This window comes from Nonomuraea sp. NPDC050383 (assembly GCF_044459125.1).
Classification (GTDB): domain Bacteria; phylum Actinomycetota; class Actinomycetes; order Streptosporangiales; family Streptosporangiaceae; genus Nonomuraea.
Map to the genome: position 1 here is coordinate 256025 of NZ_JBITIP010000007.1, position 24001 is coordinate 280025.

Here is a 24001-nt window from a genome sequence, read left to right on the forward strand (position 1 = left end):
GTGGAGAAGGCGCCGCACGTGCATCCCACGCGCATGCGGCACATCACCGACGAGGCGCTCCTCGACACGCTCGGGACGGGCGGCGTCGCCGAGGCCAGGGCCTGGCGGTGGCGGCGGCCGGTCCCGGCGGCCCTCGGCGCGGAGGGGGCGGACGCCCTGCTCGGCGTCGAGGTCGACTTCCTGGACAGGGGCCACGGCCGCTCGCTGCTGTACGGCTTCCACTACCTGCGCTGGATGTCCCCGCTGATCACGGCCTACGCCGAGACCGGGGACCCCCGCTACGCCGCCGAGTGGGACCGGCTGTTCCGCCAGTGGTACGACGACCGCGACCGGGTCAAGGGCGACTGGCCGGGGCTCGACGTGATCTGGTACTCCCTCGGCGTCCGCGCCCGCGCCATGTACGTCACCGAGGCGCTGGCCGTCTTCGCGGGCGAGCCGGCGCTGAGCGACGGGTGCTGGCTGCGGATGATGAAGACGGTCGTCGGCGGCGCCAGGTGGACCGCGGAGGAGCACGACGCGTTCCGCCACGGCAACTGGCAGTTCGTCGCCGCGTGCGAGCTGCTGCACACCGCCAGGGTCTTCGCCGACCTCCCCGAGGCGGGGTGGTGGGCCGAGGTCGCCATGGCCCGCATCCTGGAGCACCTCGACCGGGACGTGCGCGCCGACGGCGGCCACCACGAGCGCTCGCCCAGCTACCACCTCATGTGCCTGGACAACCTGGAACGGGCCGTGGCCGTCGAGCCCTCGCTGGCCGCCCACCCGCGCCGCCGGGCCATGTACCACTGGCTGAGCGTCCTGACGACCTCCGGCGGCTGGGTGCCGCACCTGCAGGACAGCGGCCTGATCTGGCCCGAGGGTGTCGAGCCGGTCGAGGGCTCCCACAACCTGGAGGCCAGCGGCTACGCGACCTTCCGTCACGGCGACTTCCACACCGTCGTCAACTACGGCCCGTACGTCGGCCACGAGCTCGAACCGCACAGCCACCACGCGGCGCTCGACTTCGTGCTGACGGGCTGGGGCGTGCCGCTGGCCTGGGAAGGCGGCGGCCCGCCGTCCTACGACGACCCCGGCTACTACGACTGGTACCAGGCGACCAGGGCGCACAACACGTTGCTCGTGCCGGGCGAGGACTACACCGAGGACCGCCGCGCCGCCTGCGACCGGTTCTCCGTCTCCGCGCGGGCCGACGTCTTCGCCGGGCACCACCACGGCTACGGCGCGCGGCACGATCGCGAGATCGTCTTCGTCAAGGGCGACGCCCCGTACTGGGTCGTCACCGACCGGATCGACGCCGACGGGTTCGGCGCCGGTGCGGTCTGGCAGATCCACGGCCTGTCGCCGTGGACGGAGCGGGACGGCGGGTTCGCGGGCACCCGTGGCCCGGGAATCCTCGTGGTCCCCCTGGAGCCGCCCGACGAGGTGCTGTACGGGACGGGCCCGGCCAGGATCCCCGACCCCGCCACCAGGACCGCCGAGTACGGCGAGATCCACTCGCTCGGCCTGAGGCGCGCCGACGGCAGGTTCACCGTCGGCATCTTCCCCTACCGGGACGAGCCACCCTCTGTCCCCGACGATTGGACGGTTCATGCTGATCGACGCTGACGCGATGCTCGGCCGCCACCCCCGCAGGGACACGGGCACGGGCTCGATCACGGAGGCGCTGGACAGGATGGACCGCTTCGGCATCGCCGAGGCCGTGGTCAGCCACACCCTGTCGTGGCTGCACGACCCGGCGACGGGCAACAGGGAGCTGCTCGGCCTGGTCGCCGGGCAGCCCCGGCTGCGTCCCTGCTGGGTGATGCTGCCCGCCACCTGCGGGGAGACCGGCACCCCGGCCGAGTTCGTGAGCGCCGCGCTGGAGGGCGGGGTGTGCGCCGTCCGCGCCTACCCCGCCGACCACGGCTACGACCTCGCGGGCGCCGACTGCGCGACCATGCTCGGCGCGATCGCCGAGGCCGGGCTGCCGCTGCTCGTGGACGCGGCCCAGACCGCGTGGCCCGCCGTGGAGTCCGTCGCCGCCGCGCACCCGGAGCTGCGGATCGTGGTCGGCGCGCTCGGCTACCGCCAGCTCAGGCAGGTGGCGGGGGTGCTGTCGCGCACCGGCAACGTGTACCTGGGGCTGGCCAACCTGTCCTCGCACTGCGGCCTCGAATGGCTCGTCGAGAGGTACGGCGAGTGCCGCCTCGTCTTCGGCACCGGGGCGCCGCTCAGGGACCCCGCCGAGGCGGTCACCCGCCTGCTGTGGGCGGAGCTCGACGACGGGGCCGTGGCGGCGATCGCCGCCGGGACCCTGCTGGGGCTGCTGCCCGTGGGGGCGGCGTGAACGCGATCACCACCGCGCTGTGGCGGCGGCGCCCGCAGAGCGGCGTCCGGATCGTCGACGCGCACGCGCACACCGGCCCCTACAGCCTGTTCTTCATCCCCGAGCCGACCCCCGAGGCGATGGTCAGGGTGATGGACTGGTGCGGAGTGGCCCACGCGGTCCTCTCCAGCCACCTGGCGATCCAGCTCGACGCGGCGGCGGGGAACGCCGCGACCGCCGATGCGGTGGACCGCGCGCCCGGCCGTTTCACCGGCTACCTGACGGTCAACCCCTGGCAGGATCCCGCGGGCGAGCTGGCCAGGTGGGGCGACGACCCGCGCTTCGGCGGCATCAAGCTCCACCCCGACCTGCACGACTACCCGCTCACCGGCAGACGCTACGCCGGCGTGTGGGAGTTCGCGCAGCGCACCGGCTGCCCGGTGCTCACCCACACCTACGACGGCTCCCCGTACAACGACCTGGACCAGGTGGACGCCGTCGCGGCGGAGCACCCCGACGCGGTGATCATCGCGGGGCACGCGGGCGCCACCCCGCTCGGTTTCGAGCGGGCCATCGAGGTGGCGCAGCGGCGCCCAGGGGTGATCCTGGAGGTGTGCGGGTCCTACAACACCGGTCCCGACATCGCCAGGATGGTGCGGGAGGTCGGGACCGGCCGGGTGGTCTACGGGTCCGACTTCCCCTTCATCGATCTTCGGATATCGCTGGGGAGGGTAATCTTCAGTGGTCTTGCGGAGGGGGACCAGGCCGCGGTGCTCGGTACGACGATGACCCGCTTGCTGCAGTGGAGATCCGGACTGGGGTGATCAAGATCATGGATCGGCTGCGTTCCGAAACGCGGTCACGGGTGGCGATCGGGGTCGTGGGACCGCACGATCTCGTCGAGCAGATCATGATGATCGGCGCCGAGCTCCCGGCCGCGACCGACTGGCGGCTGGTCGGCGCCCCGCACGCCGAGGAGCAGGAGACCTTCGAGAAGTTCTCCAAGATCGCCGACAGCATCGACGTGGTGCTGTTCACCGGGCCGCTCCAGCACGACCTGGCCAGGAAGGCGGGCGAGCTGCCCATCCCCGCCACGTTCGTGCCGATGAGCGGCGCCAGCCTGTACGCCAGCCTGCTGCGCGGGGTGCTCACCCACGGCATCGACCCTGCCCGGGTGAGCATCGACTCGCTGCCCGCCGCGGACGTGGACGAGGCGTACGCCGAGATCGGGGTGAGCACCGGCGGCGTGCACCTGTCCGAGTACGACCGGCCGGAGTCGGCGCGCGGCTTCAGCGCCTTCCACGAGCAGCTCTACCGCCAGGGGGAGACCACTGCGGCGCTCACCACGATAAGGAGCGTCTCCAACCGGCTGACCGCCGCCGGGGTGCCCGTGCTGCGCCTGCTGCCGACCTCCCACACGTTGCGCCTCGCGCTCAACACCGCCGCCCTGCTCGGCACCGGCAGCAGGCTGGAGGACGCGCAGATCGCCATCGTGGTCGTCGAGCTGGCCGCCTCCGCCAAGCCCGCCTACTCCGGGCCGGGCAACTACTGGCAGCAGGAGCTGAAGCTGTCCCTGCACCGCTCGCTGCTCGCCGACGCGCGGCTGATGGGCGCCACCGTCGTGCCCCGGGACGAGAACGGCTACGTGGTCACCGCGACCGTCGGCGCCCTCGGCCAGGCCACCGACGGGTTCAGGGTGGCGCCGTTCATGGACCGGATCCACTCCGACGCCGGGGTGGCCGTCGAGGTGGGCATCGGGCTCGGCAGCACGGCCCGCGACGCCGACGCCAACGCGCTGGCGGCCGTCGAGAAGGCGCGCCAGGCGGGGGCCGCCGCCGCGTACCTGGTCGGGGCGGACGGCACCGTGCTGTCGCTGCCGGTACGCCGGCGCAGGCCGCAGGAGAGCGGGCCCGTCGTCGCCACCAAGGCGGCCAAACTGCTCGACCGCCTGGTGGAGAGCCTCGACGACGGCGACACGATGGTGGTCGACGCCGAGATCGTGGCCGACGTGCTGTCGCTGTCCCCGCGCAGCGCCCGCAGGGTCCTGCAGAGCCTCGCGGAGGAGGGGCTGGCCTGGCCGCTGCCCCCGGTCAAGGGCACCCAGGCCGGCCGGCCCCGCCAGCCGTACCGGCTCGTGCGGGGTTAGGCGTCGCCGAGGCGCACGCGGGAGCCGTACCTCTCCAGCAGCCGGTCGTTGTGCGCGTCCCCGCCCGGGGTGTTGGCCGACCGGAAGACGGGCGGCGGCTCCCCGGCGGCGACGAAGCGGCCGGCGACGTCGGCGACCAGGAGCTGCGCGGCCAGCACGCCGGTGAGGGTCGAGACGCCGCAGGCCGTGCCGCCGCCCGGCAGCGGCATCGCGGCGTCGCCGTACGGCGCGCCGTTGTCGATGACCACCTGGGCCAGGTCCGCCAGCCGCTCCTCGACGGCCACCTCGGCGGTGTGCGCGCGGGAGGTGATGGCGATCACCTGGTGCCCGTGCCGTACGGCGAGGCGGGCCATCTCGACGATCGCCGCGTTGCCGCCGGAGTTCGAGATGATCACGAAGATGTCCTCGGGCCGGATGTCGGCCAGCGCCCAGACGCGCGCGGCCAGGCCGGGCTCGCGCTCGATCCTCGGGTCGAGGATGTCCCGCGGTGAGGCGTCGCCGTAGTAGGCGAGGTCGCGGATGCCGAGCTGGTTGGCCGGCACCAGGCCGCCCGCCCGGCCGGTGAGTTCGAGGGCGACGGACCTCGAATGGCCGGTGCCGAACGCCTGGAGCACCCCGCCCGCCCGCAACGCGGCGTGGACGAGCGCGCCGGCCCGTTCGATCGCGTCGCGCTCCTCGGTGAGCAGCCGGTCCACGGCCGATCGGGCGATCAGCGCGTACGCGCCCTGGTCGATCACACGTCCTCCAGCAGGTGTCGTGCGGTGTCGGCGATGAGCTCGGCGCTGCCCGCGGCCACGTGGCTGGCCAGCACCTCGTACTCGGCGCGCCGGTAGGCGCCGGCGGTCGGCAGGTATCCGGGATAGCCGTTGACGTAGCCCAGGACCACGGCGGGCTCACCTGGACTGTCGGCGTCGCGCCCAGCGTCGCGCCCGGCGATGCGCTCGGCGACGGCGAGGAACGGCTCGCCGGGCAGCCCGGCGAGGGCGAGCCCGCCCAGGCGGGCGACGTTCACGTCCACGCCCGTGCGGGCGGGTGGCGAGGTGCGGGCGCGCACCCCTTCGAGCCGGCTGCGGGCCAGGCGCGTGGCGACCGGATCGCCCGACGCCACAGCCCGCTCGTACCCGGCGGTCAGCGCGCCCTCGTCGGCCGTCGTGGCGGCGGGTTCGAGCGTCAGGCGCCGCGTGGCCCAGGAGATCCGCCCGCCGGCCGGTCCGGCTCCCCAGAGCGGGGTCCCCGGACCGGCCAGCAGCTCGGCGCACCGGTCCGCGACGAGCGCGCCCAGGCGCTCCAGCTCCGCCGTGTCCTGGCCACGCCTGGTGTGGCGGGTGCTGATGTCGCCGGCCGCGCCGGTGGCGACCGTCACCCAGACGTTCCCGCCGAGCCGCTCCCGCAGACTCCTGCGTACGGCTCCGACCAGGTCGGCGCTGACCAGGCGGCTCGTCGCGGGCAGCACGGTGGGGTGCACGGGAAGCACCACCAGCACCCCGGCGAGCCCGCCGTCGCGCACGGCGACCAGATCGAGCGGCACCACGGCCGGCGCCCGTGGCCTGCTCCGGTCGGCGCCGACGCCGTGCAGCTCGCCGCGGTGCACCGTGCCCTCGCACGGCCTCTCCCCGTCGATCGCCCGCCGTACGGCCGTGCGGACCGCCTCGGTGATCCGGTCGAGCCACGGCTCGGGCGTCGGCCCGCCGCCCGGCACGCAGCCGGTCTCGGGCCCGGAGTGGGTGTGGCTCGCCGCCAGCCACACCTCACATCCGGCCGCCCGCCTGGCCCGCCTGGCCAGGTCCTCGTTGACGCAGATGACGTCGGCGGTGGCCAGCGCGAACCGCCGATCGCCGTCCGACCAGGTCACCGCGCTCACGGTCAGCGGATCGGCCAGGCCCGCTGACGGCCCTGGCCGGTCGAGGTAACCGCCCATCGGCGTGCCGTCCGGCACGGGCAGATCGGTGGTGCCGTGACCCACTCTCATCGTTCCGCCGTTCTGATCATCGTCTGGTAGTGGCCGGGTACGGCTGAGGCGGCCAGCAGGGCGGCGCCCGCGAGGCTGTCCCCCACGGGAGGCCGGAGCGCGGCGCGGGGAAGCAGCCGGGGCAGCTCCGCCTCGAAACCGGCGCGCAGCCCCGCGTCACGCAGCAGGCGGCCGGTCCACGCGACGGGCACCACCGTGCCCTCCGGGAAGCAGCGGGCCGCCGCCGCCACCGTCCCCGCCAGCTCGCGGGCCGCCTCCTCGGCGATGGCGCGGGCCGTACTGTCTTCCGCGAGCTCCAGGACGTGGACGGCGAAGCGCGCGATGCGCGCCACCGCGTCCGGGGCGAGGTAGAGGCGCTCGGGCAGTCCGGCCAGGTCGCCGAACACGTCCTGCGCGCGCTGGGTGAGCGGGCCGGGCTCCGCGCGACCGTCGAAGCCCCGGCAGGCGGCGTCGAGGCCACGCCGGCCGATCCAGAAGCCGCTGCCCGCGTCGCCGTAGAGGTAGCCCCAGCCGTCCACCTGCCGGATGTCGTCCCCCACGCCCAGGGCGATGGCTCCGGTGCCCGCGGCCAGCACCACGCCCTTGCCGCCCGCGAACGCGCCCGCGTGCGAGGTGACCACATCGGTGGTGATCAGCACGCGGCGGGCGATGCGGAGCAGGTGGCCGGCCAGCGCGTCGGCGTCGTCGAGGATCGTGGTCAGCCCGAGGCAGACGGTGCCGAGTTCGCCCCATCCCGTCCCGATGCGCTCCAGCACGGCCTTGACCGGGGGGCCCTCCGCGTACGACAGGCCGGGCAGCTCGCGAATCTCCTTGATCCTGCCCCGCTCGGCCAGGCCGAGCCGCAGGCCCGTCTGTCCGCCGTCTATCGCCAAGTCCATCAGCACCATCCTGGTCACGATCGGGCCTGGTCACGATCAGGCCCGGTCACGATCGGGCCTGGTCACGGTCGGGCCGGAACCCGGCCCTGCGGTATTCCGTGGGGGAGCAGCCGACGTGCCGCCGGAACGCGCCACGCAGTGCTTTCGCGGTCGGGTAGCCGGTGCGCGTGGCGATCACGTCCACCGGCAGGCCGGAGGTGGACAGCAGCCGGCGCGCGTGCCGCAGGCGCAGCCCCGTCAGGTGGCGCAGGAACGTCGTCCTGCGCTTCTCCGCGAACAGGTGCGAGATGTAGAACGGGCTCGCGCTGACCGCCTCCGCCACCGTCGCCAGGCGCAGCTCCGGATCGGTGTAGTGCTCGTCCATGTACGCCTCCGCCAGCGCGAGCACGTCCCTGCGCGGCGGCTCGGGCACCAGCCGCCCGAGCGTGTCACGCAGCCACATGTGCAGGTAGGAACGCTCGTGGATGTCGCCGACCGTGACGATGTCCTCGATGGGCAGCCGGGCGCACGTCATGACCCAGTCGGTCGAGCCGTCGGCCAGCGTGGCGCGGTTGGCCACGTCCACGACGAACAGCAACTGGCCGATCAGCCAGTTGCGCAGCGTCTCGGGGTCGGCGTCGCGGGCGCACCTGTCGACCCAGCTCGCCAGCAGCCCCGCCGCGCCGTTGTGGTCGCCCGCGCGCACACGCCTGGTCAGCTCCCGCTCTATCCGCACGGGAGGTGCGGCGGCCACCCGGCCGGCGGACGGCGGCTCGATCACCCGGTCGCCGCCGAGCACGAGCTTGTAGCCGTTGACCCGCAGGGCGTCCCGCTCGGCCGCGACCGAGCCCACGCTGGGGAAGCCCAGGCTGACGGTGGCGGTCCACTCGGTCTCCCGGACGATCGCGGCGCGGACGTCCTCCGCCAGCGCGGCCGCGTCGGACATCAGCGTGGCGGGATCGGCCCCGGTCAGCATGACGAGCCACTCCTCGGGCGGCCGCGGGTGGCAGGTCGCCCCCGGACGGCCCCGGGCGGCGGCGCGCACCGCCTGGTCGGCGTGCCGGAGCTGGCGCTGTGCCCATGGCCGCCCCCGGACCTGCTCCGAGACCATGAAGTCGTCGATGTCCACCAGGGCGGCCATAGCGTATGTCATGCCCCCATTTTAGGCTGACCGGAATTTGACCGTATTTACCAATGTGCCGATTCCCTCCACGGTGGCGCGCATGGTGTCGCCGTCCTTGAGCGGGGCGATCCCGGCGATGGTGCCGGTCGCGATGAGGTCGCCCGGCATCAGGGTCATCCCGTCGGACAGGTCGGCGATGAGCCGGGGCAGGCCGAAGACCATCTGCCTGGTGTTGGCCCGCTGCCTGACCTGGCCGTCCACCTCCAGGGTGAGCTCCAGCGCCTGCGGGTCGGGCACCTCGTCCACCGTCGCCAGGTACGGGCCCACGGGCGCGAAGGTGTCGAAGCCCTTGGACTGGTCCCAGGGCACGTTGCGGGCGATGTTGGCCAGTTGCAGGTCGCGCGCCGTCATGTCGTTGATCACCGTGTATCCGGCGACGGCCTCGTGCCACCGCTCGGCCGGCAGGTCCCTGGTCACCTTGCCGATGACCACGGCCAGCTCCACCTCGTGCTCCAGATGGCGGGTGCGGGCCGGGGGGAGCACCGGGCGGTTGTGGCCCACGAGCGCGGACGGCGGCTTGAAGAACAGCACCGGCTCCGGCGGAACCTCCAGGCCGCTCTCGTCCGCGTGCTCCTGGTAGTTCAGCGCCAGGCAGCAGATCTTCGTGCAGGTGGCCACGGGCGGCTCGAAGAGCACCGCGCTCTCGTCCAGGAGAGGGCCGCCGCGGCCGGCCGCCAGCTCGCTCAGGCGGTCGAGCCCGAACAAGTCCAGGGCGGCCACCGGGTCCGCTCCGAGCTCCCGGCCGAGCTCCCGGCCGGGCGCCGGGCCGGGCGCCGGGCCGAGCTCCGGCGCGAGGCCGGCCAGGCTCACCAGCTCGCCGGGCGCGCGCCGGGCCACCAGCTCGACCGGGCTGGAGGGGGTACGCCGAATGCGTCCAAGAAACATGTCCGTAAGCCCATCAAGGGCCCACGACCTCCACAAGCATCGAAATTTGCGCTTACGACCCGCTTCTTGCTGTCTTTCTTGTCGCCGGGCGATCTGTCACCGTTTGATGGTCGGCATGACCCGGATTCTGGACGTCAGCCGCGACCTCTACACCACTGCCCAGCACTACATCGCCGGCGGCGTCTCCAGCGACGCCCGCCGCACCGCGGGCGTGCCGCTCTACGTGGACAGGGCGTCGGGAGCCAGGCTCTGGGACGTCGACGGCAACGTCTACCTCGACTACGTGCTCGGCCAGGGCCCCGCGCTGCTCGGCCACTGCCCGCCCGCGGTGGTCGACGCCGTCACCGCGCAGGTGGCCCGCGGCATCGTGTACTCCGCCCAGCACGCGGCCGAGGCCCGCGTCGCCGAGCGGCTGTGCGCGATGGTGCCCTCGGCCGAGCGCGTCCGCTTCAACACCGTCGGCTCCGAGGCCGTACACGCCGCCTGGCGGCTGGCGCGGGGCTTCACGGGACGCCCCAAGATCCTCAAGTTCGAGGGCCACTACCACGGCTGGCTCGACCCGGTCCTCTACAGCGTGCACCCGCCCCTGGACGACGCCGGGCCGCACGACCGGCCCCGCGCCGTGCCCGGGACCGCGGGCCAGCCACCCGCCGCCGACCTGGTGATCTGTCCCTGGAACGACCTCGAGTCGCTGACCCGGCTCATGGACCTGCACGCGGGGCAGATCGCCGCCGTCGTCACCGAGCCGGTGCTCTGCAACACCGGCGCCATCGAGCCGGACCCCGGCTACCTCCAGGCGGTGCGCGAGCTGTGCGACCGTCACGGCAGCCTGCTGATCTTCGACGAGATCATCACCGGCTTCCGGCTCGCCCCCGGGGGCGCCCAGGAGTACCTCGGCGTCAGCCCCGACCTGTCGGTCTTCGGCAAGGCGATGGCGGGCGGCATGCAGGTCTCCGCGCTGGCCGGGCGGGCGTTCGTGATGGACGCCATCTCCTCGGGCAAGGTCGCGCACGCGGGGACGTTCAACTCGCAGCCCGTCGGCATCGCCGCCGCCGAGGCAACCCTGCGCATCCTGGACGAGCAGCGCGAGGAGGTCTACGGCACCCTGCACGCCCGGGGCCGGCAGCTCATGACGGGCCTGCGCGAGGCCGCCGCCAAGGTGGGGGTCCCGATGCTGGTGGACGGGCCGGGCCCGGTCTTCCAGACGTACTTCACGGACCGGCCCGCGGTGCGCGACTATCGCGACTTCGCCAGGACCGACCGCGCCATGATGGGCCGCCTGCACGCCGCGCTGCTCGACCGCGGGGTCAACATGGTGCCGCGGGGGCTGTGGTTCCTGTCCACCGCGCACACCGAGGCCGACGTCGCCGCCACCGTCGACGTCTTCGAGGACGCGCTCCGGTCGATCGCGCTCGGCTGAGTGCGTGCCCCTCCGGCTGAGGGTGCCGGACGGCGGCTTCGGCGCGGCGGCGACCTGAGTCGGGGCGGTCCCTTCGCCCAGCGCGTCAGCATGGCCGGCGCGGGGTGAGCGCGTCAGGCCAGGCCGGCGTCGTGCGCGAGCAGGGCGATCTGCGTGCGGTTGTCCAGGCCGAGCTTGGTGAGCATGCTGGAGACGTGGGCCTTCACCGTGGTGATGCCCATGAACAGCTCGGCGGCGATCTCCGCGTTCGTCCGGCCGTGTGCGATCGCGAGGGCCACCTCCAACTCGCGAGGAGTGAGCGCGGCCAGCGCGGCGTGGGCCTGCTCGTAGGCTCCGGCCTGCGTGATGGTGCGGTCCATCAGCCTGCGGGTGATCCGCGGGGACAGGATCGGATCGCCCCCGGCGACCCGCGTGACCGCCTCCACGATCTGCGCGGGCGGCGTGTCCTTGAGAAGGAAGCCGCTGGCGCCGGCGCGCAGCGCGTGCAGGATGTTCTCGTCGGTGTCGAAGGTGGTCAGCACGATCACCTCCGGCGGGCGGGGGCGCTCGCGTAAACGGCGGGTGGCGGTGATGCCGTTCACGTGCGGCATCCGCAGGTCCATCAGGACGACGTCGGGGGCGTGGGCGTCGGTCGCCGCGACGGCCTCCCGGCCGTCGGCGGCCTCGCCGACGACGGTGATGCCGGCGGCGCCGTCCAGCATCATGGACAGCCCGGCGCGGACCAGGGCGTCGTCGTCCACCAGGAGAACGCGGATCACGCAGGCCATGGTAACGAGGCCCGCAGCCGGAACCGCCCGTCGACGACCTGGTGGTCCAGCCGCCCCCCGGCCAGCCGTACGCGTTCGGTCAGCCCGACCAGACCCGTGCCGCTGCCCGGGGAGGTCGGCGCCGCACCGGCCTCGGGCATCGGGTTGTGAACGTCGATCAGCAACCGCGCCCCGGGACCGCCCCGCAGCAGCACCTCGACCGGCTGTCCGGCGGCGTGCTTGCGGGCGTTGGTCAGCGCTTCCTGCACGACGCGGTAGGCGGTCCGGCCGGTGGCGGCCGGGAGGGCGAGGGCATCGGCGACCTCGTCGCGCAGCCGGACCTGTTCTCCGGCCTCGCGTGCCTCGGTGACCAGGCGCGGCAGGTCGGCCAGCGTGGGCTGAGGCTCGGGGCCGCCGTCCTCCCCCTCGCCGTCCTCGCGCAGCAGGTTGATCACCTGGCGCAGCTCCTCCAGCGCCTGGTGGACTCCCGCCCGAACCACCCCGGCGGCACGGGCGAGCTGCTCCGGCGAGGAGTCCGGGCGGTACTCCAGCGCGCCGGCGTGGGTGGCCACCAGAGACAGTCGATGGGCCAGCACGTCGTGCATCTCCCCGGCGAGCTTGCGGCGCTCGGCCATCCGCGCCTCGGCCACCCGCCTGCCCTGCTCGGCCTCGGCACGGCGGGCTCGCTGGCGCAGCGAGATCAGCAACGCGCGGCGGGAACGGGCCAGGGCGCCCCAGCCGAGCATCGCGCCGTACGCGGCGGAGATCAGCAGCAGCCACCAGCCGAGGGAGATGCCGGTGTTCGGCCGCCACAGCCCCTGCGCCAGGTGCATCGCGACGCCGGCCGCCGCCACCGCGCCCGCGACGGGCAGGCGCCGGCATTGGGCCACCTGCAACGCCCCCAGGGTCGCCGCCGGGGTGGCCACCGGCGAGGCGACCGCGAGGAGGGTGGCGACCAGCGCGCCGGCCATCGGCCACCACAGCTGGGCGACCGCCGCGGCCACGCTCACGGCCGCGACCGCGATGTCCAGAACGTGCATGGCCGAGGACGTGCCGGCCTGCCCCCGGAGCGTCAAGGCCGCGAGTCCGCCGATCCCGGCGACCACGATCGCCGCAGTGACAATTCTGTGGAGCCGGCGCTCGGTCATCGGGTCAGGCTAGCCCCCGGTACGGCACCGCCGGCACCTACCAAAGGAGGAGGCGCTCCCCTCCGGAGAAGGACATGGCGCGACCGCGGGCCCGATGCGGCGGCACGGCACCCCCGGCCAGGCTGAACGGCGTGAACACCTCCACCAAGAGACTCCTTGTCACCGTGGTCGGCGCACCCGCCGCCGCCCTGGCCGTGTGGTGCCTGGCGGTACCTCTGGCCGGCGTCGTGCTGACGGTGCGGCAGGGCGGCGTCACCCAGACGGTCGGCCCGGTGACCATCGCCCTGGTGAGCCTGCTGGCCGGTCTGGCGGGCTGGGCGCTGCTGGCCGCCCTGGAGCGGTTCTCGGCCCGGCCCGGCCGCCTCTGGACGATCACGGCCCTGGTCGTGCTGATCGTCTCCCTTCTCGGGCCGCTCGGCGGCGCCGTGGGCGCGGCCGCGACACTGACGCTGGTCCTTCTGCACCTGGCCGTCGCCGCCGTGCTCTTCCCCGGGCTGAGGCGCCGATCAACCACTTCCCTGGGTACGTGACCGCGCCCCCGGGACCACCAGGCCCGTCTCGTACGCGGCGACCACCGCCTGCGTCCGGTCGCGCAGCCCGAGCTTGCCGAGGACCCGGCTCACGTGCGTCTTCACCGTCTCCTCCGTGACGGTCAGCCGGGCGGCGATCTCCGGGTTCGACAGGCCCTCGGCGATGAGCCGCAGCACCTGCGTCTCGCGCGGCGTGAGCGTGGCCAGCGCCGCCGCCGAACCGGCGTCGGGCCCCTGCTGGAGCCGGGCGAACTCGCCGATCAGCCGCCGGGTCACCGCCGGGGCCAGCAGCGCCTCGCCCGCGGCGATCACCCGGACCGCGTCGAACAGCCGCTCGGCGGTGACGTCCTTCAGCAGGAACCCGCTGGCCCCGGCGCGCAGCGCGTCGTAGACGTACTCGTCCAGGTCGAACGTCGTCAGGATCAGCACCCTCGGCCCTTCACCGGGGGCCGCGGCCAGGCGGCGGGTGGCCTCGATGCCGTCCATGCCGGGCATCCGGACGTCCATGAGAACCACGTCGGGGCGCAAATCACGGCACACCCGCACGGCCTGCGCACCGTCGGCGGCCGTCCCGACCACCTCGAAGTCCGGCTGGGTGGCGAGCAGTTCGGCGAACCCGGTGCGGACGACGAGATGGTCGTCGGCGACGACGACGCGCACGGCGGGGGAGAGGCCGGTTCCCGTCATCCGCCCCCACCCCCGTTCCCGACCACCACGCCGGCACCTGTCCCCGCCCGCCTGCCCACGTCTCCTCGAGGCTCGTCCGGGTCCGGGTCCGGGGCCGCGCCGGGGAGAGTGGCTTCGATGAGGAAGCCGCCGCCGGGCGCGGGCCCGGTCGTGAGCCGCCCGCCCACGGCCGCCGCCCGCTCCCGCATCCCGGCGAGCCCATGCCCGACGAGTCCATGCCCGGCCGGCCCGTGACGAGGCGGCCCATGCCCGCCGGGTCCGGGCCCGCTCGGTCCCTGGCCGGCCGGCGCGCCGTGCCGGACATTCGGCTGCGGGGGATGGTGTGACGGTCCGGGCCCGTTGTCGCGGACCCGGACCCGCAGCACCTCGCCCGTGTAGTGCAGCTCGACGTCCACGGCGGCCCCCGGCGCGTGCCGGCGGGCGTTGGTGAGCGCCTCCTGGACGATCCGGTACGCCGTCAGCTCCACACCCGGATCCAGCCGGACGGGACGGCCCCGCAGGATCAGGCGCGTCCCCGTTCCGGAGGCGTCGCGGGCCGCGTCGAGCAGCTCGTTCAGCTCGCCCAGCCCCAGGCCGGGCTGCGGACTGCGAGCCCCCGGGGCGGCGCCCGCGTCCTCCCGCAGCACGCCGAGCAGCCGCCTCATCTCGGTCAGCGCGGCGCGGGCGGTGTCGCCGATGGCCGTCAGCCGCTCCGCGCCCGCGGGAGGCATGCCGGGCGTGGCCAGCCGGGCCGTCTCGGCCTGCACGGCCACCATCGAGATGTGGTGGGCCACCACGTCGTGCAGGTCGCGGGCGATGCGGGCCCGCTCGCCCCGCGCCACGTGCTCCAGCAGCCCTTCGGTGGCGACCTGGCGGGCCGCCGCGCTCTCACGCGCCTCGCCGCGTGCCCGCCGCGCGATGCCGGCCAGCGCCGCGGCCGGTGCCAGAGAGGCCAGCACCAGCGTGAGCAGCCGCGCCTCGCCCTGGGCCTGGCCCATCAGCGCCAGCAGCGGGAACGGCACCGCCGGCGCGACCGCCACGAGCCGCGGCGCCGCCCGGCCGAGGCGGTAGCCGGTGAGGAGCTGGGCGACCGCGCCCGCGACGGTCATGGTCTGGAACGCCGTCAGGGACAGCACGCCCGCCGCCGAGACGGCCAGCCCGGCCGCCACCGGCTGCCCCCGCAGCGCCACCACCGGCAGCGTCGTGGCCAGGGCCAGCAGCCCGTACACGATGAGGAACAGCGGCCGGTCGGTGGTCAGCGCGAGCACCGGGCTCACCGCGTGTGCCGTCGACTCCACCAGCGCCCCGGCCATCAGGAACGCCCCCACCACGACCGGCCCGTACGGCCCGCTGAGACGCTCCCCCCACGACCGCCCTGCCCACGACCGCGCTACCCACGACCACCCTGCCCACGACCCCCGTGCCCCGGACCGGTCCTCGACCACGCGGCCACCGTCCGGTCGGTCCGCGTCCGGTCCGTTCACGGCGGGTGAGGCCGCGGCGTCCGGCGAGGCCGCGGCGTCCGGCGAGGCCGCGGCGTCCGGCGAGGCGGCGGCGCCCGGCGGGGCCGCGGCTCCCGGCCGGGGGAGTCGCTTCGGCTGGTCATGCGTTCCGTCCACCCTGGTCATTGTCCTGGTCGTCCAGGTTCGTGGCATCCCTCGATCGAGGGATGCCACACCGGTGATGATGGCTCCCCCGCGTGACGCGCCCGCCCTGCGCCGCCGCCTAGCCTGCGGTGCCATGGAAACCACCATCGAGGTCGCCGGCCTGCGCAAGCGGTACGGCCCGACCCTGGCCCTGGACGGCATGACGTTCACCGTGTCACCGGGACGGGTCACCGGGTTCGTCGGCCCCAACGGCGCGGGCAAGTCCACCACCATGCGGGTGGTGCTCGGTCTGGACGCCGCCGACGAGGGCAGCGCGCTGGTCGGCGGCCGGCCGTACCGGAGCCTGCGTGAGCCGCTGCGGCACGTCGGCGCGCTGCTGGACGCGGGCGCGTTGCAGCCGAGCCGCACCGGCCGCCACCACCTGCTGTGGCTGGCCCACTCGCAGGGGCTGGGCGCCCGGCGGGTGGACGAGGTGATCGACCTGGTCGGGCTGGGTCCGGCGGCGCGGCGCAGGGCCGGCGGGTACTCGCTCGGGATGCGCCAGCGGCTGGGCATCGCGGCGGCGCTGCTGGGCGACCCGCCGACGCTGATGCTGGACGAGCCGTTCAACGGGCTGGACCCCGAGGGCATGGTCTGGATCAGGGGGCTGCTGCGCTCGCTGGCCGGCGAGGGCCGGGCCGTGCTGGTGTCGAGCCATCTGATGAGCGAGCTGGAGGACACCGCCGGGCACGTGGTGGTGGTGGGCCGTGGCCGGGTGGTGGCGGACGCCGCCGTGGCCGATCTGGTCGGCGCCGCCTCCCGCGGCCGGGTCACGCTGCGCACCTCCGACCGGACCGCGGCGATGACGGTGCTGGCCGGGGCGGGCGCCGTCGTGGCCGTGTCCGGCCAGGACACGGTGACGGTCTCGGGGATGCCGGCCGAGCGGGTCGTGGGACTGCTCAACGCCGGCGGGGTGCCGTTCTCGGAGGTGTCGGCGCACCGGGCGACGCTGGAGGAGGCGTACATGGAGCTGACCCGCGACGCGGTCGAGTTCCGTGCGTCGGCCGGCGGAGCGGCGCGATGAGCGCGGGCACACACTCCCCGGCAGGTCGCGGAAGCGACGCGGTGAGCGCCGCGACAGGCTCTCCGGCAGGTCGCGGGAGCGGCGCGATGAGGGCGGGCAGAGACTCCGCTCGGGGTGGCGGGTTCGGGCGGGCGGTGCTGGCCGAGTGGACGAAGTTCCGCACGGTCCGCGGCTGGGTGGCCGGCATGGCCGCCGCCGCCCTGGTCACCGTGCTGCTCGGGCTGATGACGGCGACCGGCAGCCACACGTCGTGCGGCGGTCCCGACGACGCCTGCCCCGCCCCGCCGGTCGGACCGGGCGGCGAGGCGGTGACCGACCACTTCTTCTTCGCCCATCGGACGCTGACCGGCGACGGCTCCGTCACCGCCCGCCTCACGTCCATGACGGGCCAGGTACGGTTGCCGGACCTCGTCCAGGGCGTCCGGCGGGTCGAGAACCGGGTCGTGCCGTGGGCCAAGGCCGGGCTCATCATCAAGGACGGCGTCCGGCAGGGCTCGACGTACGCGGCCGTCATGGCGACGGGCGGTCACGGCGTGCGGATGCAGGACGACTTCACCCACGACACGGCCGGCCGGCCGGGCGGAGTGTCGGCGTCGTCGCCGCGCTGGCTGCGGCTGGTCCGCTCGGGCGAGGACATCACCGGGTACGAGTCCGCCGACGGCGAGCGGTGGACCAAGGTGGGGACGGCACGGCTCGCCGGGCTGCCGGCCACGGCCGAGATCGGGATGTTCGCCGCCTCGCCCGGCGACCTGACCGTGCAGCCCGCCGACTTCGGCGGCAGCATCGAGCAGGTCCGCTTCTCCGAGACCACCGCCGTCTTCGACCGGGTCGGCCTGTCGGGCCGCGTCGCGGGCGAGGCGTGGCGCGGCGACGACATCGGCGCCGTCAGGGAGCCCGGCGGGGCGATCCACCATCCGGGCGGCTTCCGGCAGTCCGGCGGCACGTACACCGTGGTCGGCGTCGGTGACATCGCGCCGGCCACCGACGGGCAGAGCGTCGAGAACACCCTGACCGGTGTGGTGACCGCCCTCATCGTGGTGATCGTCGTGGCGGTCATGTCCGTCACGTCGGAGTACCGGCGCGGGCTCATCCGGACCACGCTGCTGGCGGTCCCGCGGCGTGGACGGGCGCTGGCGGCCAAGGCCGTCGTGATCGCCGGGGTGACCTTCGCCGCCGGTCTGGCGGCCACCGCCGTCACGGTGCCGCTGGGCACGGGCATCCTGCGCGACAACGGCAACATCGTCCTGCCGGTGTCCTGGCTGACGCAGGTCCGGGTGGTGGCGGGTGTGGCGCTGCTGATGGCCGCCGCCGCGGTCCTGGCGCTCGCGCTGGGCGCGCTGTTCCGGCGCGGCACGGCGGCGATCACGGCGGCCGTCGTGGTCGTGGTGGTGCCGCATCTGCTGGCGACCGCGTCGATCCTGCCGGACGAGGCCGCGCGGTGGCTGCTGCGGCTGACTCCGGCGGCCGGGTTCGCGATCCAGCAGAGCATCCCGGCGTACCCGCAGGTCCTGGCCAACTACGTGCCGTCGGCGGGCTACTACCCGCTCGCGCCGTGGGCCGGCCTGGCGGTGCTGTGCGGTTACGCCGTGCTCGCGCTCGCCCTGGCCGCCCACCGCCTGAACAGGAGGGACGCATGAGCCGCGGGCCGGCGGGCCGAGGAGGGTGGATGAGGCGCGAACTGCGGGCCGAGTGGACGAAGCTGCGCACCGAGACGGGCGTCGGCCGGCTGCTGCCGGCGCTGGTCGCGCTGACGGCGGCGGCGGCCGCCGGGGTGAGCGCGAGCGTGACCTGCGGCGCCGCGGGCTGCGGCCACGACACGGTCAAGCTGGCGCTCGCCGGGGTGCAGGTGGGGCAGGCGGTCGTCGCCGTGCTGGCCGTCCTCGTCGTCGGGGGCGAGTACGGCACCGGCATGATCCGCACCACCCTCACCGCGATGCCGCGCCGGGGCGCCGTGCTGGCCGCCAAGGCGGCCGTGCTGATCGGGGTGACTGTGCCGGCCGGAGCCCTCGCCGTGCTGGCCTCGCTGCTGGCCGGGCGGCTCATCCTGCCCGGGCGCGGCTTCACCGCCGCCAACGGCCACCCGCCGCTGTCGCTCGCCGACGGGCCGACGCTGCGGGCCGCCGCCGGGTCGGTCCTGTACCTGGCGCTGGTCGCGCTGCTGAGCCTGGGGATCGCGCTCGCCGTGCGGGACTCGGCGGCGGCCATCGGGGTGGTGCTCGGGCTGTTGTACGTGTCGGCGATCCTGCCGCTCATGGTCGCCGACCCGGACTGGCAGCTGGCGCTGTGGCGGCTGTCGCCGTCCAACGCGGGCATGTCCATACAGGCCACCACGAACCTGGCGAGTCTGCCGCTCAGCCCGTGGGCGGGCCTCGGCGTGCTCGCCGCGTGGGCCGTCGCGGCGCTCGCGGGCGGCGGCGTGCTGCTGCGCGTACGAGACGCCTGACGCGCCCAGGGGGCCTCCGGCGGGGTGCGGCGCCGTCAGGCGAGACCGTCGATCCAGCGCTCCAGCCGGTCGCCCTCGGCCTTCATCAGCGCCGGGTCGCGCAGGGTGTTGGTGAGCAGCGAGATCCCCTGGTAGGAGGAGAGCAGGGCGACGGCCAGCTCGCGCGCGTCGGCGCGGCCCAGCGCGGCGAACTGGCGCTCCATCCAGTCCAGCAGCTCCCGCATCAGCGCGGCCACCGCCTGGTCCAGCCCGTCGGCCCGCTTGTCCAGCTCGGAGGCCAGCGTCCCGGTGGGGCAGCCGTAGCGGGCGGCGACCTCGCGCTGGTCCACCCAGCCGCGCACGAGCGCCTTGAGCCGCTCCGCCGCGCCGGGCATCCCGTCGAGCCGGTCGAGCAGGCCGCGCAGCGCCCCGGCGTGCGCGTCGATGGCGGCCTCGACGAGCTGGTCCTTGGTCTTGAAGTAGTAGTAGACGTTGCCGACGGGCACGTCCGCCTCGCGCGCGATGTCGGCCAGCGTCGTCTTCTCGACACCCTGCTCGTGCAGCACCTTGGCCGCCGCGGTCGCCAGGCGCTCCCGCTTGCCGCCCCGGGCGCCCTTAACTGAGTTGGTCACCTGACTTACTATAGTCGCCGCGCCGGCGGACCGTCGTCGCGCGGTCCCTCGTACACCCACTGCCCGTCGAGCCGGACGAACAGGCTGCGCTCCTCCATGGAGCCCTCGCGCCCGCGCTGCACGTAGTGGGCGCGGAAGCGGACGGCCCCCTCGGTGTGCAGGACCGTGCCCCGGACGGCCTCCAGGATCTCCAGCCGCACCCACCGAACCCCGCGGTCCAGGTCGAGGCGTGCCGGCCGGGTGGCCGGGTGCCAGGTGCGCAGCAGGTACGCCTCGTCGCCCACGGCGAACGCGGCGAACCGCGACCGCATGAGCAGCTCGGCCGTGGGCGCCGAGCCCTCCCCCCGGTGGAAGCGGCCGCAGCAGTCACGGTAGGGGGCCGGCAGGCCGCACGGGCAGCCGGCGGGTTCGCGACGGGACATGACCCCTATTGTGCCGGGGCGGCAGGGACGGTCGGAGCGGATGGAGCCTCATGGCCTCCTGAGGCGGCCATGCCGACGACCGCGCGCCCCGAAGGCTCACCCCGCTGGAGGTCCTTCGTCAGCTCCGTGAGCGTGGCGCCGAGCGGCGCGTCCAGCCGCAGCGCGGCCTCGGCGTCGCCGCGCGTCGGCCCCTGGTTGACGATGGCGATCGGGATGCCCAGCTCGGCGGCCCGGCCGACGAACCGCAGCCCCGACCGCACCGCCAGCGACGACCCCAGCACCAGCAGCGCCCGCGCCCCCGCCACCAGCGCGAAGCACTCGTCCACCCGCGGCTTCGGCACGTTCTCGCCGAAGAACACCACGTCCGGCTTGAGGAGCCCGCCGCAGGCCGTGCAGTCCACCACCTGGAAACCCGCGACCTGCTCGTCGGTGAGGTCGGCGTCGCCGTCGGGCTTGATCGCCGTCGCGGCGGCCGCCCAGCCGGGGTTGGCGCGGCGCAGGCGGCGGTCGAGCTCCATGCGGGGCGTGCGCTGCCGGCACGACAGGCACACCACCCGGTCGAGGCCGCCGTGCAGCTCGACGACCCGCCGTGCGCCGGCCGCCTGGTGCAGGCCGTCGACGTTCTGGGTGATGACGGCGTCGACCAGGCCGCGCCGTTCGAGGTCGGCCACGGCCCGGTGGCCGGAGTTGGGGGCGGCCTCACCGATCCGCCGCCAGCCGACGTGGCTGCGCGCCCAGTAGCGGCGCCGCGCCTCGGCGCTGCCCACGAACCGCTGGTACGTCATGGGGTCGGCCCGCTGAGCCCGTCCGGTCGGCCCACGGTAGTCGGGGATGCCCGACTCGGTCGAAAGCCCCGCCCCGCTCAGCACCACCAGGCCGCCCCCGGCGACGAGTTCGGCCAGGGCGGCGAGCGGCGTCGTCTCGCGGTCCTCTGCGCTCACAGTCACCGAATACCCTACAGACTGGAGGCCCCGTCCTTCAGAGCGGGCAGGAAAGTCGGAACGGTCGGACACTCTGATCTCCGGGTTTTGTCGGTGAGGGTCGGTAGGTTGATCGGCATGTCCCGCTACCGCCTGACGCCGACGCCTGCCCAGGAGCAGGCGCTGGCCGAGCATTGCGGGCACGCCCGGTACGTGTGGAATCTGGCGTGTGAGCAGCACGCGCACTGGCGGCCGGGACGCAAGAGCGCGCCCAGGTTCGCCGAGCAGTGCCGCCAGCTGACCGAGGCTCGAGTGGAATCCGAGTGGCTGCGGGCGGGGTCGATAATCGTGCAGCAGCAGGCACTCAAGGACTTCGCCCAAGCGCTGGCGAACTTCTTCGGCGGGACGCACCGCCGCCCGACGTGGCGTAAGCGCGGCCAGGGCGAGGGGTTCCGGATCGTCGCGGTCAAGGCGGGCGACGTACGCCGCCTGTCCGGCAATGTCGGCGCGGTGAAGGTTCCCAAGGTCGGCTGGGTCCGGTTTCGCTGGTCGCGTGCTGTCCCCGACGGCGTTAAGTCGTACCGCATCACCCGCGACCGGGCGGGACGCTGGCATGTGGCGTTCGCCGTGATCCCGGACCCGATCCCCGTACCCGGCACGGGCGAGGCTGTGGGCGTGGACAGGGGTGTGGCCGTGTCGGCCGCCCTGTCCACCGGGGAGATGCTGAACGCTCCCGGCCTGCGCGATCCCGAGAAGGTGCGCCTGCTGCGGCTCCTGCGCAAGCTGGCGCGGGCCAAGCGGGGGTCGAACCGGCGCGGCAAGGTCAAGCGGGCCATCGCCAAGCTGAAGGCGCGGGAGACCGACCGACGCAAGGACTGGGTGGAGAAGACCTCCACCGATCTGGCACGCCGGTTCGACGTGATCGCTGTCGAAGACCTGAAGATCCGCAACATGACCACGTCGGCCAAAGGCACCATCGAAGCGCGCGGCCGGAACGTCCGCCAGAAAGCGGGCCTCAATCGGTTGATCATGGCCGCCGCATGGGGCCAACTCGTCCAACGACTGGAAGACAAGGCACCTGAGCGGGTCGCCAAGGTCAACCCCGCGTTCACGAGCCAGCGGTGCTCGGCGTGCGGGATCGTGGATGCGAAGTCGCGCGAGAGCCAAGCCGACTTCCGTTGCCGGTCCTGCGGCTACGCCTGCAACGCTGATGTGAACGCGGCCAGGAACATCAAGCTGGCGGCAGGGCATGCCGTGTCTGCGCGGGAAGGGCCACGGGTTGCCGGGCCGGTGCACCGCGAACCTCAACGCGACCTCCTCCTCGTGGGGTAGCGGCCGTTGGAATCCCCCGCCTTCAGGCGAGGGAGGATGTCAACCGTCCATGGTGCCCGACGCGGGGGAGTGCCTCGACGGTGGCCATGCGCAGACGGCCGTTGGCTGTAAAGCTCCCTCAAAGGTGCTACGTTGGGGAGTGTAAGGGAGTTTGGGGGATCAGAGCGATGGCTGAGCGGTACTACTCGGTGGAGCAGGTGGCCGAGGTGCTCGGCCTGCACGTCAAGACCGTGCGCGGCTACGTCCGCGACGGACGGCTCAGGGCCACCCGGATCGGCCGGCAGTACCGGATCGCCGCGGAGGACCTGGAGGCGTTCACCGGGCGCCCGGCCACGACGCCCGCACGCGGCGGACCCCACGCCGAGACGTCCGCCATCGTGCGGATCGACGGCATCGGCCGCGAGGCGGTCATCCGGCTGGCCAACACCGTCATGGCGGCGGCCGGAAGCCGTCCCCGCGACGGCGGCACGCTGCGCGTCGAGACCGTCTACGACGAGGAACGGGCCAGCCTCAAGGTCATCGTCCTGGGCGACCTCGGCGGGACCGCCGAACTCCTCAAAATCATCGATCTGCTCGTGGACGAGGAGCCCTGATCCCGTTGCCTGACACCCTCCAGCATGTCGCCGGCACGCCCGTTCTCGTGTGCGCCGCCGACGGCGAGCCCCTGCGCGGCGAGCGCGAGGCGGTGGACCTCCTCGGGGAGGCGTTCTCCTGCCAGGCCGCCTGGGTGGCGATCCCGGCCGAGCGGCTCGGGGAGGGCTTCTTCCGGCTGCGCACCCGCGTCGCCGGGGAGATCCTGCAGAAGTTCGCGAACTACCGGCTGGGCGTGGCCGTCGTCGGCGACATCACCCGGCACGTCGAGGCCAGCACCGCGCTGCGCGACTTCGTGGTGGAGAGCAACCGCGGCAGGCACGTCTGGTTCGTCCCCGACCTGGAGGCCCTGCGCGAACGGCTCGTCCAGGCGTAGAGCCAGGCGCGGAGCCAGGCACGGAGCCGGTGCCGGTTGCGGGCGAAGCCGCCGGCGTCCGCGTGTGCTCGTGCCCCTTCTCATCGGCGGGAGCCGGGCCCGAGGTCGAGTGGGTCGGCAAGGGTGTGCACGCCCGCACGGATGCGCTCGGTGTCCATGTGTCGATGTCGGCGCAGGTAGTCGATGACGTCCGCGCGGAGCGCGGTGAACACGGCGTGGGCGAGGTATCCGGCGTCGACGGTGGGCCGCGCGGCGTGGATCCGGTCGGCGAGCTCGTCGATCCAGAACTGGCTGGCGGGATTGGCGTAGTAGGCGTGCGGCCCGTAGTGCTCCAGCGCGCGGATGAGCGTGTAGTTGTCGAGGACGAAGTCGAACAGCGCGTCGAGGTAGGCGTGGAGGCTCGCGGCAGCGTCTCCTCCGGGTCCGAGCGGGGGTTCTCCGGATCGCACGCGGCTCTGCAGGGCGGTGACGCGTGGCGCGATGAGCGCATCGACCAGTCCCAGCAGGTCGCCGAAGCGGCGCATGACCGTGGCCTTGCCGACACCGGCGGCCTGGGCGATGCGGGCGAGGCTGACATGGTCGAGGTCCTCGCGCTGGAACAGCGTTTCCGCCGCGGCCAGCACGGCGGCGCGGTTGCGGGCGGCATCGGCGCGTTCGGTCACAGCGGCACCTCCTTGCATAACTGGACCAGTGGACCGTATCGTACCGGACCAGCGGACCGGTTCATGTCCCGTCCCGCGTCCTTGCCGAGCCGGTGGCGGGGTGAGCCCCGACGTGGGGGGAG

At 74.1% G+C, this 24001-nt stretch carries 25 protein-coding genes; 12 read left to right on the forward strand and 13 right to left on the reverse strand.

Annotated elements, in window-relative coordinates; genetic code table 11:
* Window positions 1-18: 18 nt before the first annotated feature.
* From ACIBG4_RS19795 to ACIBG4_RS19810, 4 genes are read left to right on the forward strand one after another with little or no spacing between them, the layout of a single operon-like run.
* Window positions 19-1602 carry a heparinase II/III family protein gene (locus ACIBG4_RS19795; protein WP_397202988.1) on the forward strand — a complete coding sequence of 528 codons (1584 nt, stop codon included), beginning with the start codon at window positions 19-21 and terminating at the stop codon, window positions 1600-1602.
* Window positions 1586-2323: an amidohydrolase family protein gene (locus tag ACIBG4_RS19800; protein ID WP_397202989.1), complete on the forward strand. Its 738-nt coding sequence runs from the start codon at window positions 1586-1588 to the stop codon at window positions 2321-2323. Before ACIBG4_RS19795 ends, ACIBG4_RS19800 begins: the two co-directional genes overlap by 17 nt.
* A complete protein-coding gene (locus ACIBG4_RS19805; protein WP_397202990.1) occupies window positions 2320-3126 on the forward strand; it encodes an amidohydrolase family protein in 807 nt (268 codons plus the stop codon). Before ACIBG4_RS19800 ends, ACIBG4_RS19805 begins: the two co-directional genes overlap by 4 nt.
* Window positions 3127-3134: 8 nt before the next feature.
* Window positions 3135-4448, forward strand: a complete 1314-nt coding sequence (locus tag ACIBG4_RS19810) for a transcriptional regulator (protein WP_397202991.1) — start codon at window positions 3135-3137, stop codon at window positions 4446-4448.
* On the opposite strand, the gene ACIBG4_RS19815 is transcribed toward ACIBG4_RS19810, so the two are convergent.
* Genes ACIBG4_RS19815 through ACIBG4_RS19835 form a run of 5 tightly spaced genes read right to left on the reverse strand, consistent with a single transcriptional unit; the run spans window position 4445 to window position 9342 of the window.
* Complete coding sequence (locus ACIBG4_RS19815) at window positions 4445-5185, reverse strand: sugar isomerase domain-containing protein (protein WP_397202992.1); 741 nt, start codon at window positions 5183-5185, stop codon at window positions 4445-4447. The genes ACIBG4_RS19810 and ACIBG4_RS19815 overlap by 4 nt on opposite strands.
* The gene (locus tag ACIBG4_RS19820; RefSeq protein WP_397202993.1) at window positions 5182-6417 is read right to left on the reverse strand and encodes a hypothetical protein; all 1236 of its coding nucleotides are present in this window, start codon (window positions 6415-6417) and stop codon (window positions 5182-5184) included. The genes ACIBG4_RS19815 and ACIBG4_RS19820 overlap by 4 nt, the downstream gene beginning before the upstream one ends.
* Window positions 6414-7295 carry a BadF/BadG/BcrA/BcrD ATPase family protein gene (locus ACIBG4_RS19825; protein WP_397202994.1) on the reverse strand — a complete coding sequence of 294 codons (882 nt, stop codon included), beginning with the start codon at window positions 7293-7295 and terminating at the stop codon, window positions 6414-6416. The genes ACIBG4_RS19820 and ACIBG4_RS19825 overlap by 4 nt, the downstream gene beginning before the upstream one ends.
* A gap of 46 nt (window positions 7296-7341) precedes the next feature.
* Window positions 7342-8427 (reverse strand): helix-turn-helix domain-containing protein, encoded by a 1086-nt coding sequence (locus tag ACIBG4_RS19830; RefSeq protein WP_397202995.1) that lies wholly within the window; start codon window positions 8425-8427, stop codon window positions 7342-7344.
* A gap of 9 nt (window positions 8428-8436) precedes the next feature.
* Window positions 8437-9342, reverse strand: coding sequence for a fumarylacetoacetate hydrolase family protein (locus ACIBG4_RS19835; RefSeq protein ID WP_397202996.1), 906 nt, complete (start codon window positions 9340-9342; stop codon window positions 8437-8439).
* 115 nt (window positions 9343-9457) lie between these two features.
* On the opposite strand from ACIBG4_RS19835, the gene ACIBG4_RS19840 reads away from it, so the two are divergent.
* The gene (locus ACIBG4_RS19840) at window positions 9458-10762 is read left to right on the forward strand and encodes an aminotransferase class III-fold pyridoxal phosphate-dependent enzyme (protein WP_310715330.1); all 1305 of its coding nucleotides are present in this window, start codon (window positions 9458-9460) and stop codon (window positions 10760-10762) included.
* Window positions 10763-10875: 113 nt separating this feature from the next.
* Here ACIBG4_RS19840 and ACIBG4_RS19845 read toward each other — a convergent pair whose 3' ends face one another.
* Both ACIBG4_RS19845 and ACIBG4_RS19850 read right to left on the reverse strand, forming a co-directional pair.
* Window positions 10876-11529 carry a response regulator gene (locus tag ACIBG4_RS19845; protein WP_397202997.1) on the reverse strand — a complete coding sequence of 218 codons (654 nt, stop codon included), beginning with the start codon at window positions 11527-11529 and terminating at the stop codon, window positions 10876-10878.
* A complete protein-coding gene (locus ACIBG4_RS19850; protein ID WP_397202998.1) occupies window positions 11517-12656 on the reverse strand; it encodes a sensor histidine kinase in 1140 nt (379 codons plus the stop codon). Before ACIBG4_RS19850 ends, ACIBG4_RS19845 begins: the two co-directional genes overlap by 13 nt.
* Before the next feature lie 131 nt (window positions 12657-12787).
* Here ACIBG4_RS19850 and ACIBG4_RS19855 point away from each other — a divergent pair, with 131 nt between their 5' ends.
* On the forward strand, window positions 12788-13186 hold the full coding sequence (locus ACIBG4_RS19855) for a DUF6069 family protein (RefSeq protein WP_397202999.1): 399 nt from the start codon (window positions 12788-12790) through the stop codon (window positions 13184-13186).
* On the opposite strand, the gene ACIBG4_RS19860 is transcribed toward ACIBG4_RS19855, so the two are convergent.
* Together ACIBG4_RS19860 and ACIBG4_RS19865 are read right to left on the reverse strand one after the other, a co-directional pair.
* Window positions 13163-13873 carry a response regulator gene (locus ACIBG4_RS19860; RefSeq protein ID WP_397203000.1) on the reverse strand — a complete coding sequence of 237 codons (711 nt, stop codon included), beginning with the start codon at window positions 13871-13873 and terminating at the stop codon, window positions 13163-13165. The two genes, ACIBG4_RS19855 and ACIBG4_RS19860, sit on opposite strands and share 24 nt — an antisense overlap.
* On the reverse strand, window positions 13870-15471 hold the full coding sequence (locus ACIBG4_RS19865) for a sensor histidine kinase (RefSeq protein WP_397203001.1): 1602 nt from the start codon (window positions 15469-15471) through the stop codon (window positions 13870-13872). Before ACIBG4_RS19865 ends, ACIBG4_RS19860 begins: the two co-directional genes overlap by 4 nt.
* 121 nt (window positions 15472-15592) lie before the next feature.
* On the opposite strand from ACIBG4_RS19865, the gene ACIBG4_RS19870 reads away from it, so the two are divergent.
* The 3 genes from ACIBG4_RS19870 (at window position 15593) to ACIBG4_RS19880 (ending at window position 18965) form a co-directional block, all read left to right on the forward strand.
* Complete coding sequence (locus tag ACIBG4_RS19870; protein ID WP_397203002.1) at window positions 15593-16522, forward strand: ATP-binding cassette domain-containing protein; 930 nt, start codon at window positions 15593-15595, stop codon at window positions 16520-16522.
* Between the two features lie 86 nt (window positions 16523-16608).
* Entirely contained in the window at window positions 16609-18159 is a 1551-nt protein-coding gene (locus ACIBG4_RS19875) for a hypothetical protein (protein WP_397203003.1), read from the forward strand.
* Between the two features lie 29 nt (window positions 18160-18188).
* Window positions 18189-18965, forward strand: a complete 777-nt coding sequence (locus tag ACIBG4_RS19880; protein WP_310715346.1) for an ABC transporter permease — start codon at window positions 18189-18191, stop codon at window positions 18963-18965.
* A 35-nt stretch (window positions 18966-19000) separates the two neighbouring features.
* Here ACIBG4_RS19880 and ACIBG4_RS19885 read toward each other — a convergent pair whose 3' ends face one another.
* Genes ACIBG4_RS19885 through ACIBG4_RS19895 form a run of 3 tightly spaced genes read right to left on the reverse strand, consistent with a single transcriptional unit; the run spans window position 19001 to window position 20939 of the window.
* The gene (locus ACIBG4_RS19885) at window positions 19001-19576 is read right to left on the reverse strand and encodes a TetR/AcrR family transcriptional regulator (protein ID WP_397203004.1); all 576 of its coding nucleotides are present in this window, start codon (window positions 19574-19576) and stop codon (window positions 19001-19003) included.
* An 8-nt stretch (window positions 19577-19584) separates the two neighbouring features.
* The gene (locus ACIBG4_RS19890; protein ID WP_397203005.1) at window positions 19585-19998 is read right to left on the reverse strand and encodes a YchJ family protein; all 414 of its coding nucleotides are present in this window, start codon (window positions 19996-19998) and stop codon (window positions 19585-19587) included.
* Window positions 19999-20003: 5 nt separating this feature from the next.
* On the reverse strand, window positions 20004-20939 hold the full coding sequence (locus ACIBG4_RS19895; protein ID WP_397203006.1) for an NAD-dependent protein deacetylase: 936 nt from the start codon (window positions 20937-20939) through the stop codon (window positions 20004-20006).
* A gap of 117 nt (window positions 20940-21056) precedes the next feature.
* On the opposite strand from ACIBG4_RS19895, the gene ACIBG4_RS19900 reads away from it, so the two are divergent.
* The 3 genes from ACIBG4_RS19900 to ACIBG4_RS19910 all read left to right on the forward strand — a co-directional run bounded on the left by ACIBG4_RS19900 (window position 21057) and on the right by ACIBG4_RS19910 (window position 23217).
* Window positions 21057-22250, forward strand: coding sequence for an RNA-guided endonuclease InsQ/TnpB family protein (locus ACIBG4_RS19900; protein ID WP_397203007.1), 1194 nt, complete (start codon window positions 21057-21059; stop codon window positions 22248-22250).
* 167 nt (window positions 22251-22417) lie between these two features.
* On the forward strand, window positions 22418-22843 hold the full coding sequence (locus tag ACIBG4_RS19905) for a helix-turn-helix domain-containing protein (RefSeq protein WP_397203008.1): 426 nt from the start codon (window positions 22418-22420) through the stop codon (window positions 22841-22843).
* A 5-nt stretch (window positions 22844-22848) separates the two neighbouring features.
* A complete protein-coding gene (locus ACIBG4_RS19910) occupies window positions 22849-23217 on the forward strand; it encodes a DUF4180 domain-containing protein (RefSeq protein ID WP_397203009.1) in 369 nt (122 codons plus the stop codon).
* A gap of 80 nt (window positions 23218-23297) precedes the next feature.
* On the opposite strand, the gene ACIBG4_RS19915 is transcribed toward ACIBG4_RS19910, so the two are convergent.
* The gene (locus tag ACIBG4_RS19915) at window positions 23298-23879 is read right to left on the reverse strand and encodes a TetR/AcrR family transcriptional regulator (RefSeq protein WP_397203010.1); all 582 of its coding nucleotides are present in this window, start codon (window positions 23877-23879) and stop codon (window positions 23298-23300) included.
* Window positions 23880-24001 lie beyond the last annotated feature (122 nt).